Annotated in this window: 6 protein-coding genes and 2 pseudogenes; 4 read left to right on the forward strand and 4 right to left on the reverse strand. The window is 68.4% G+C overall.

Annotated elements, in window-relative coordinates; all coding sequences use genetic code 11:
• Window positions 1–45: 45 nt before the first annotated feature.
• Window positions 46–579, forward strand: coding sequence for a GNAT family N-acetyltransferase (locus tag ACGGAQ_RS13110; protein WP_393048073.1), 534 nt, complete (start codon window positions 46–48; stop codon window positions 577–579).
• 965 nt (window positions 580–1,544) lie between these two features.
• On the opposite strand, the gene ACGGAQ_RS13115 is transcribed toward ACGGAQ_RS13110, so the two are convergent.
• Window positions 1,545–2,387, reverse strand: a complete 843-nt coding sequence (locus ACGGAQ_RS13115; protein ID WP_393048076.1) for an enoyl-CoA hydratase/isomerase family protein — start codon at window positions 2,385–2,387, stop codon at window positions 1,545–1,547.
• 203 nt (window positions 2,388–2,590) lie between these two features.
• Window positions 2,591–2,911, reverse strand: a pseudogene (locus ACGGAQ_RS13120) (glycoside hydrolase family 15 protein); the annotation flags it as partial.
• 99 nt (window positions 2,912–3,010) lie between these two features.
• Between ACGGAQ_RS13120 and ACGGAQ_RS13125 the strand changes: the two are divergent.
• Window positions 3,011–3,619, forward strand: a complete 609-nt coding sequence (locus tag ACGGAQ_RS13125; protein WP_393048079.1) for a DJ-1/PfpI family protein — start codon at window positions 3,011–3,013, stop codon at window positions 3,617–3,619.
• Window positions 3,620–3,971: 352 nt separating this feature from the next.
• Window positions 3,972–4,451, forward strand: a complete 480-nt coding sequence (locus ACGGAQ_RS13130; protein ID WP_393048081.1) for a hypothetical protein — start codon at window positions 3,972–3,974, stop codon at window positions 4,449–4,451.
• A gap of 309 nt (window positions 4,452–4,760) precedes the next feature.
• Here ACGGAQ_RS13130 and ACGGAQ_RS13135 read toward each other — a convergent pair.
• Window positions 4,761–4,904 (reverse strand): annotated as a pseudogene (locus ACGGAQ_RS13135) (nitroreductase/quinone reductase family protein); the annotation flags it as partial.
• Window positions 4,905–5,098: 194 nt separating this feature from the next.
• Window positions 5,099–6,646, reverse strand: coding sequence for a ricin-type beta-trefoil lectin domain protein (locus ACGGAQ_RS13140; RefSeq protein ID WP_393048084.1), 1,548 nt, complete (start codon window positions 6,644–6,646; stop codon window positions 5,099–5,101).
• Window positions 6,647–6,955: 309 nt separating this feature from the next.
• Between ACGGAQ_RS13140 and ACGGAQ_RS13145 the strand changes: the two genes are divergently transcribed.
• Window positions 6,956–9,226: a glycoside hydrolase family 44 protein gene (locus ACGGAQ_RS13145; protein WP_393048087.1), complete on the forward strand. Its 2,271-nt coding sequence runs from the start codon at window positions 6,956–6,958 to the stop codon at window positions 9,224–9,226.
• Window positions 9,227–9,359: the final 133 nt, after the last annotated feature.

A 9,359-nucleotide genomic window follows, 5' to 3' on the forward strand; every position in this document is an offset into this window, starting at 1 on the left:
CCTCCACTGAAACAGTCGTGTCAGTACCCTTGGAAGGGCTTCCTGATGGCGCAGCAGAACCAGCCGTCGGCGAACGTGACCGTGCGCCGGGCCGACCGCCCCGGCGACCTGGGATGGGTGGTGATGGCCCATGGTGAGATCTACGACCGGCAGTTCGGTTGGAACACCGACTTCGAGGCGCTGGTAGCCAGGATTGTCGGCGACTTCGCCACCGGCCACGACCCGGCCCGCGAGGCGGCCTGGATCGCCGAAGTCAACGGCGAACGCGCCGGATGCGTCTTTCTGATCTCGGGCGACGAACCCGAGACGGCCAAGCTGCGTATCCTGCTAGTCACTCCGGCCTCCCGCGGCCTCGGCATCGGCACCCGCCTGGTCGACGAATGCCTCACCTTCGCGCGCGACGCCCATTACCAGCGTGTCGTCCTATGGACCAACGACGTACTCGTGTCCGCACGCAGGATCTACCAAGCCTTCGGGTTCACCCTCGCCGACGAGGAACCACACCACAGCTTCGGCCACGACCTCATCGGCCAGACCTGGACTCTCGACCTGGACCGTCCAAGCCCGACCGTGAGGTAATGAGCCGACATCCGCTCATCGGCATGAGCGGACGTCACCCGACCACGACCAGGACCACCAGTGCTGACGCCTTCGGATTCGCCGAAGAGGTCACCAGCTTGAAGTGCCTGGTCAGGGCGTTGGCCGTGGGATCGGCGTCTCGAATCACGGAACTGCGGCGGACTCCACCGAGCTCACCCGCGACGCTCTACGTCGATCGACAGCGCACCTGCAGGGACGTTGTTAGGCGAGTCGAGCCGTCGGCGGGCACCAGCCGTCCTGGGAGCAACGCCATTTGACCACTTCGCCACTCACTGGGAGGTCACGCCGCACCGCTCGATCTCCATCACCACAGGCCAAAGCCCCTCTTCTTGTCCGGCATCTGTGAGCACTTCGGGCGCGGAGACCTCTTCGCCAACCTGCACCCAATCTGCTCCCAGATGCAAGGCCTGGCCAACCAACGGCCCCTTACCGCCTTGACCTGCGCACACTCCCACGCCAGCCGACATAGAGCGCCATCGACTGCTACGCAGAACCGCCGAGCACTCCGCGGTGAAACAGGACGCCGCACCGACTCTGACCTGCGAAGATGAGAAACCGCAGGCAGGCTGGGTGCAGTTGCGGGCCGTCGGGTGCAGTTCGGTGCAGTTGAAGGCCGTTCAGTGCACCCTGTTGCTCCCCATCTGCTCCGCGAGTCGCCGACGTGCAAGGCCATCGCTATCCCCGCCTGCCGCTTGGCGGAGGAGTTTGGCCCAGCAGCACGGGATCGACGGCCGGATCGGCGTGTGTCTTGGGCCATGACCTGGCGACCGTGCCAGGGTGTGACTGGCACGAGGCGATCCTCCGCCGGCCTCTACCCCGGTGTCCGTGGTCCGGTGGCTCCGCGAATCCGCACGCTGATCTTGTGAAGCGCACGATGAAGGTCGGCAGGACGAGCAGCGGATCCGGGAGCCGCGTTCAACCGCTGGGCCTCATCCGGGCAGCGCTCAGCCGGCGGCCGGCAGATCGGCGATCCGTTTGCCGAGATCAAGCTCCAGCGGGCCCCGGGTCTGAAAGCCCCGGCTGAACAACTCCTTTGACCGGTCCTGCACCTCCGGGGCGGCGACCAACTCCTGGAACCGGCGGCCGTCGGCGCGTACGGCCTCTGCCGGTGGCAGCGTCAGCTCATTGATCGCCTGCTTTGTGGCCCGAATCGCCGCCGCGGGAAAAGACGCGATCCGTCGGGCCAGCGTTGTGACGAACTCGTCGAGCTCGACGTCCGGCAACGCCCGGTTGATCCACCCGTACCGCTCCGCGAGGTCGGCGTCCGCGTCCTGTGCGCCGAGGATCATTTCGATGGCCCGTCCTCGGCCGAGCAGGCGCGTCAGGTGTTGTAGGCCACCGGCCCCGGGTGCCACGCCGAAACCGCACTCCGGCTGGCCAAGCAGCGCGTTCTCCCGCGCCGCGAAGCACATGTCGCAGGCGAGCACGAACTCGCTGCCCGCTCCCCGAGCCCGTCCGCGCAGCTTCGCGATCGTGACGACCGGTACCTCGCTCAGCTTGCGGAACACCATCCCGAGAAAGGCGTCCTGCGGGCCCCCGCCTGCCTTGGCCGCCTCGGCCGAGTACTCGGCGACCTTGGTCAGGTCGACGTGGGAGATGAAGAAGTCCGGGTCGGCGGTGTCAAAGACGACCACCCGCACCTCTGTGGTGCTGGTCAGTCGGTCAAGCAGGGTGACCAGGTCCCGCACCAATTCCGGGCCGATCATGTTGATCGGCGGCGCGTCCAGCGTCACCGTCAGGACACCGCCGGTCAACCTGGTACGCAGGGTCTCGAACGAGGCGTTCACCCGCCCGCTCCTCTCCGTCACGCGACCGAAGCCGCTGCAGCGGCGGTGGAATCCGCGGGGCGACCAGCCGGGGGCCCACGCCACGCGACGGAGCGGTGCCCGATGGTCGCTGTCGATCGTACGGACTGGCCCCAGCCGCCCGTGACGCTTTGCCAGAACGGCGTGGGGTCCGGGCCGGTGAACGCTTCCACCCGCGTGACTCCTCAGGGGTGGGTGTCGAGCAGGCTGTCGAGGTCCAAGGCGGTGCCGATCAATGAGAGGTGACTGAACGCCTGCGGGAAGTTGCCGGTCTGCTCACCGGTGGGTGCGATCTGCTCGGAGTAGAGGCCGAGTGGATTGCTGTCGGTGAGCATCTTCTCGAAGGTCAGCGTGGCGTCGTCGAGCCGTCCGGACTCAGCGAGGGCCCGGACGTACCAGAAGCTGCACATGGTGAAGGTGCTTTCCTGGCCGGGAAGGCCGTCGGGTGAGGCGGCCGGGTCGTACCGGTAGACCAGGCTGTCGGACACGAGCTCCGCTCGGACCGCAGAGCACGAAGGGCATGCCGCCAGCCGGTGATTGGCTCTCGACCCTCAACGGCCCGCCAGCGATATTGCAGATCTGACGCCGTACTTGAGGGAGTTGTCATGCAGGTAGCCGTGGTGACCTTCGACGGGTTCAACGAGCTCGACAGCTTCATCGCCTCCGCGCTGATCAACCGCTGCCGTAAGGACGGCTTGGAAGCCTTCATTACGACGCCGACGCCGGTGGTCACGTCGATGAACGGCGTCGAAGTAACTGGGCAGCGCCCGATGGAGTTCGTGGCCGCAGCCGACGTCGTGCTGATCGGTAGCGGGGTGAAGGCGCGAGACGTGGTCGCCGACGACCAACTGCTCTCCAGGCTGCTGCTCGACCCATCGCGACAACTGATCGGTGCGCAGTGCTCCGGCGCGCTGGTGCTCGCCCAGCTCGGGTTGCTGGCTGGTATGCCGGCGTGCACGGACATGACGAGCCGACCCTTTGTCGAAGCCTGCGGCGTCACCGTGCTGGACAAGCCGTTCCACTCCGAGGGCAACATCGCTTCGGCGGGCGGTTGCCTGGCCTCTCAGTATCTGGCCACATGGGTGATCACCCGAATGCTCGGGGAGGACGTCGCACGCGACGTCATCGATTACGTGGCTCCGGTCGGCGAAAATCAGGAGACTGTCGAGCGCGCCGTGCGTGCCGTCCACGCAGGTGAGGTTGCACTGCACTGACGTACGGGTCAGCCTTTCCGGCCGCGTGCAGTCATGGCGATGACTCCTGAGCGCATTGCGGACGTCCGATCTGGCGACCACCCGGACCACCCTGCGCACCCTCGCCACCGCCGAGTTCACCGCTGATGAAGTCGGGTCTGTCTCGCTAAAGGTGTTCCCGGCCATCTTGGTTAGCAGGTTTCAGCGGCGCGCCCTCATCGGCAAAGTCGGACATTGCGGGAGCGGGGCTGAAGGCGCGCATCGCGGCATGACAGTGGATTCAATCTCGGGTGACGGCTGACGTGGGCGAGAAATGAGGTGAGCCGAGGTCACTACCGTGGCGTGCATGGAGTCGCCCACTCGAGCACTACCCATGTCGGATCTGCAGGCCCTGCTCAGCGTGTTGGTGACCGTCCACGGTCACCTCATGGCCGACGAGCTCCCACCGGACCTGGTGCGCCGTCTGCTCAGCCGCCTCACCGACCACGGACCGTTGCCTGACGGCGCCTCGGCCGGCGAAATGAATGCCCTGCTGGCCGATCTATGCCAACGCATGCATTGGGCGATGTCGGAAGAGTACGGCGACTATCCCGAGCCGTCGCCGCGGCGAACCACCTACTACCTTGACCTCCCAGACGAGCCCGACATCGTGGCCGCATGCACCGCGCGCTTGACCGACCTCGGCGGCCAGGTCAGCGAGCAATCGCATGAGCGATCTGTCCCTTCGAGTCGGCGACACATCGCCGCAGCATTTCCCGATCTGCCGCCTGACCCGGCCCATCATGCCCGAGTGGCGCAGCTGACAGCCCTCGCACACCGCTACGCAGGCCGCTACGCAGGCTTCGGCCCCTGACCTGCACCACCCGGCAGCGCACCATCGGCGGCAGATGCGCGTGCCGGAGCAAAGCGACTTCAGGCACTGGCATCCACCCCAGGATGATGACCTGGGCGGCTACCAGGTCCATGCCGCGCCCGGCTCGACGGATGTCGGCTATCTCGACCGGCCCGCCACCGCGAGGTGACCGGTGGTCGGTGCCAGATCGCCACGCGAAACCGCCGACCGCGCGACTCGCGGCAGATCCGGATTCTTGGTCAAACGGGTCAGTTGCACCGAGGGCTGGTGATCGGCCGTATCCATTTGCGCGTCAGGCGGCAAATCCGCGTACACCATCCGGTTCACGCGGGGCTGGCCGCTCTTGGCCCCAATCGTGTGCAACAGCAGCAGCGGCGTGCCAGCGAACTGGCCGCCGACCTGCCCACCGTTAGCGCGAAACTCATCGATGATCTTGTCGTTCCAGTCGCTCATGCCTTCTCCTTGCCTCCGCGGACGGCTCCTCGAACACGATCCTGACAGTCTCAACCGGGGCGTGACACCGCGAGCACGCGTTCCTCGACCAGGCCGAGGCCCGCGGGGCGCTGACGGACGACCTGCGGCATCGGTTCGCCCGCCGGCGCGTCGCGCTGCCGGCGGGCGAGCCGCTTGCGGTACGGCGGAGTAGTTCAGCCGCGCCGCCACTTCTGGTTGGCGCCGCCGGTACAGTCCCACAGATTCAGAGCTGCCCCGTCGTCGCCGTTCCAAGCCTTGATGTCGACGCACTTGTTGGCCTGCGGGTTCACGAGGTCGCCAGCGGCGCTCAGCACGAACTGCTGTGCCGGGTTGCCGGAGCAGTTGGCGATCTGGATGGCAGCGCCGTTCGCGGTGGACCCCCAGGCCACGTCCATGCACTTGTTGTTGGACGTTTGCAGGGTGCCGTTGACGAAGTTCCAGCGCTGGGCCGGGCTCTGGTTGCAGCCGTACATCTGCAGCTGCTTGCCGTCGGAGAAGTCGCCGCCGGGCACGTCGATGCACTTGTTGTTCCAGTTGCTGATCACCGCGCTGCCACTGCCACCGCCACCCGAGGTGGTGAGCGTCAGTCCGTATGTGGCGAGGATTTCGTTGACGGGCTGGAACCACATGGTGCCGCCGGAGGAGCAGTTACCGGTGCCGCCCGACGTCACGCCCTGGGCCTGGTTGCCAGAGATCCAGGAACCGCCCGAGTCGCCGGGCTCGGCGCACGCGTTGCTGCGAGACAGGCCGGAAACCGCTCCCTGCGCGTACACGATGGTTTCGTCGCGGCCCAGCAGCGTGCCGCAGCGCCAGCCGGTGGTCCGGCCGGAGCGGCAGATCGAGCTGCCCACCGGGGCGTCCTGGGAGCCGGCCACGAGGACGTTGCCGCCCGCGTAGTTGTTGACCCACGGCTGCGGCGTCCAACTGGCATTGGTCCGGATCCACGAGTAGTCGTTGCCGGGGAACGACGAACCGGCGAAGGTGCCCTGCGCGACGTTGTTGTAGCCGAGAGTCGGACTGCCGGTGCCGCCGCAGTGGCCTGCGCTGACGAAGCCACCCGAAACCGCAAAGCCGACCGAGCACAGCGTGTTGCCGTTGATCACGTACTGGTCGCCACCGCGGATGTCGTACATCGGTCTGGGCGCTTCGGCGCTGGTGACCACGGAGACCGTCCCCGCGCCAGCGTCCCTGGCGAACGCCTTGGCGGCCGCCTGCGCGCCCGGCTTGGCGAGCACGACGAGGCTGTTGGTGGCGACGTCGACGTACCAGCCACGGACCGAGTGGTGCCCGGCCTCGGCGGCGTGCGCGTCGAGCGCCCGGCGCGACCTGGTCAGGTCGGGCCCGCTGCGCTTGACCAGCGTGGCGTCCGCGCCCTCGGCGCGCGCCTTGGCGGCTGCGGCCGGGTCGGTCACCGCGACGGTGAGCCGGCTGGCGCCGGGCGGGATCCAGGCGCCGGCGAAGGCCGCGCCGAGCTCGCCGCGCAGCCGACGTTCCACCACGCCGGCGGCCGCCTCCGCACGTAGGCGCGCGGCAACCTGGTTGTCGTCGAGCTTGAGGTCACGGCGCAGCGCCGCGACCATGCCGGGCGCCATCTCGTACGAGGGGGCGGCAGCAGACGTGGTCGGTGCCGGACTTTCGCCAGCGGAGCTGACGAGCGGCGTCGCGCCGACCGCGGCGAGTGCCACCGCGGTGACGGCGAGCGCTTTGGCTGTACGAGCCATCGGATTCCTCTCCCAGATTGACGACGCCGCTCCCGGGACGAGGAGCGGCGCTGCTGGCCCGTTGATCCACGCCAGCTCAAGAGAGCGCTCTCTTTATTGAATCCTGTCCATCTCCGGCAGCACTGTCAAGGTTCCTTAAAGAAGTCCCCGGTCAGCACGCGACGGGCCCAGCCCTGTGCCAACTCTCTACACAGGTCGATTCGAACCGGCATGATCCACAATGGGGCTCCCGGCGTTGACTCGGAGCCAGGGAAGCGCAAGGCTGTGGAAGCGCTCCCATTGACGGGCACCTATTGGAAAGGAATGCTCGTGCGTCCCACCACCGCTCTACTCCCGGTCGTGCTCGCCACGGCCCTCGGCGGTCTGGCCCTGCCGGAGCCCGCCCTGGCCGCGGCCGGCCCGGCGCTGGCCGTCGACACCACCGCCGCCCGGCACCCGATCAGCCCGTACGTCTACGGCATGAACTTCGCCGACCAGGCACTCGCCCGCGACCTACGGCTGCCGGTGCACCGCTACGGCGGCAACGCCACCACCCGCTACAACTTCCGTGCCGACACCACAAACCGCGCGGCGGACTGGTACTTCGAAAACATCCCCAACGACAACCCGAGTCCGGATGACCTCCCGAAGGGCTCGGACAGCGACCGGTTCGTGCAGGAGAACAAGGCCACCGGCGCGGCCACGGTCATGACGGTGCCGATGCTCGGTTGGATCGCCAAGGACCGGTCGCGGGCGTGTGGCTTCAGCGTCGCCAAGTACGGCCCACAGGAGTCCACCGACCCCTGGGCGCCGGACTGCGGCAACGGCAAGAAGCCAGACGGGTCACTCGTCACGGGCAACGATCCGAAGGACACCAGCGTCGCTGTCGGCCCGGAGTACGTCACCGACTTCGTCAACCACCTCAAGGGGCAGTTCGGCGCCGCCGCCAACGGCGGGGTCCAGTTCTACAACCTGGACAACGAGCCGGACCTGTGGCACTCCACCCACCGCGACGTCCGCCCGACCGGGCTGGGCTACGACGAGCTACGCGACCGAACCTACGCGTACGCCGCCGCGATCAAGGCCGCCGACCCCGGCGCGAAGACGCTCGGCCCCGTCGGCTGGGGCCTGAACTCGATCTTCTACTCGGGCCTCGACCAGGACACCTGCTCGCGTACCGGCTGCTGGTCGAACCCGCCGGACAAGGCCGCGCACGGCGGCCAGGACCTCGGCCCGTGGTATCTGGACCGGATGCGCGAGTACGAGCAGCAGCACGGCACCCGCATCCTCGACTACTTCGACGTCCACCTCTACCCGCAGCAGTCCGGCGTGCTCGGCGACGCGGCCGGCGATGCCACCACCCAGGCGCTGCGGCTGCGCTCGACCCGCCAGCTCTGGGACCCGACCTACGTTGACGAGAGCTGGATCAACCAGCCGGTCCGGTTCATCCCGCGCCTGCGCGAGCTGGTCGACCAGCACTACCCGGGTACGAAGGTCGCGATGACCGAGTACAACTGGGGCGGCTTCGGGTCACTCAACGGCGCGCTCGCCCAGGCTGACGTCCTCGGCATCTTCGGCCGCGAAGGGCTCGACCTGGCCACCCTCTGGACCGCGCCCACGGCCGACCAGCCGGTGGCCAACGCCTTCCGCGTCTACCGCAACTACGACGGCAAGGGTGGCGCGTTCGGCGAGACGTCCGTCAAGGCGACAAGCGGCGACCAGGGCAAGCTGGCCGTGTACGCCGCCGAACGCAGCGCCGACAAGGCACTCACAGTGGTCGTGGTCAACAAGAGCGGCGACGACCTGACCAGCCCGGTCGCCCTCACCGGCGCGTCCGCCAGCACCGCTCAGGTCTACCGCTACAGCGGGGCGAATCTCGCTGGCGTCGTCCGGGAGGCCGACCTGCCGGTGACAGCCAGCGGCCTCACGACCACCTTCCCGGCCAACTCGATCACCCACCTGGTGCTGCCGCGCGGCACCACGCCCGGCGACACCCAGGCGCCGACCGCTCCGGGCAAGCCGACCGCCGGCACGATCACCGGCGACAGCGTCGCGCTGGCCTGGACGCCGTCCACCGACGACACCGCCGTCACCGGCTACGACGTGCACCGGGTCGACACCACCGGCACCGTGAAGGTGGGCAGCGCCACCGGCACCACGTACACCGTGACCGGGCTGACGCCGGACACCTCGTACACCTTCGTGGTGACCGCCCGCGACGCGGCGGGCAACGTCTCGGCGGCCTCGCCCGGCCTGACCGTGCGGACCGTGCCCACCGCCCCGACCCTGGGCTGCACCGTCGGATATACGGCGAACAGTTGGCCCGGCGGCTTCACCGCGACCGTGACGATCAAGAACACCGGCACCACCGCGATCAACGGCTGGAAACTCGCCTTCGACTTCCCCACCACCGGCCAGAAGGTCAGCCAGGGCTGGTCGGCCACCTGGAAACAGAACGGAACCGCCGTCACCGCGGACAGCCTGAGCTGGAACGGCAAACTCGACCCCGGCGCGTCCACCAATGCCGGCTTCAACGGCACGTGGAGCGGCACCAACCCGCCGCCAACCGCCTTCACCCTCAACGGTCAACGCTGCCGTTGACCTGAGCGATCCATACTGAGATCGACCCGTGGGCCAGGCGAGGGGTGGGGGGGGGGGGGGGGGGGGGGGGGGGGGGGCGGGGGGGGGCCGGGGCGGGGCGGGGGGGGGGGGGGGGGGGGGGGGGGGGGGCGCG

This window comes from Micromonospora sp. NPDC047557 (assembly GCF_043205095.1).
In the GTDB taxonomy this organism is placed as follows: domain Bacteria; phylum Actinomycetota; class Actinomycetes; order Mycobacteriales; family Micromonosporaceae; genus Micromonospora.

Excerpts from the sequence above, each read along its gene's own strand:
- ACGGAQ_RS13110 (WP_393048073.1), top strand. The coding sequence starts at position 46 with ATGGCGCAGCAGAACCAGCCGTCGGCGAACGTGACCGTGCGCCGGGCC.
- ACGGAQ_RS13140 (WP_393048084.1), bottom strand. The coding sequence starts at position 6,646 with ATGGCTCGTACAGCCAAAGCGCTCGCCGTCACCGCGGTGGCACTCGCC.
- ACGGAQ_RS13130 (WP_393048081.1), top strand. The coding sequence starts at position 3,972 with ATGTCGGATCTGCAGGCCCTGCTCAGCGTGTTGGTGACCGTCCACGGT.
- ACGGAQ_RS13125 (WP_393048079.1), top strand. The coding sequence starts at position 3,011 with ATGCAGGTAGCCGTGGTGACCTTCGACGGGTTCAACGAGCTCGACAGC.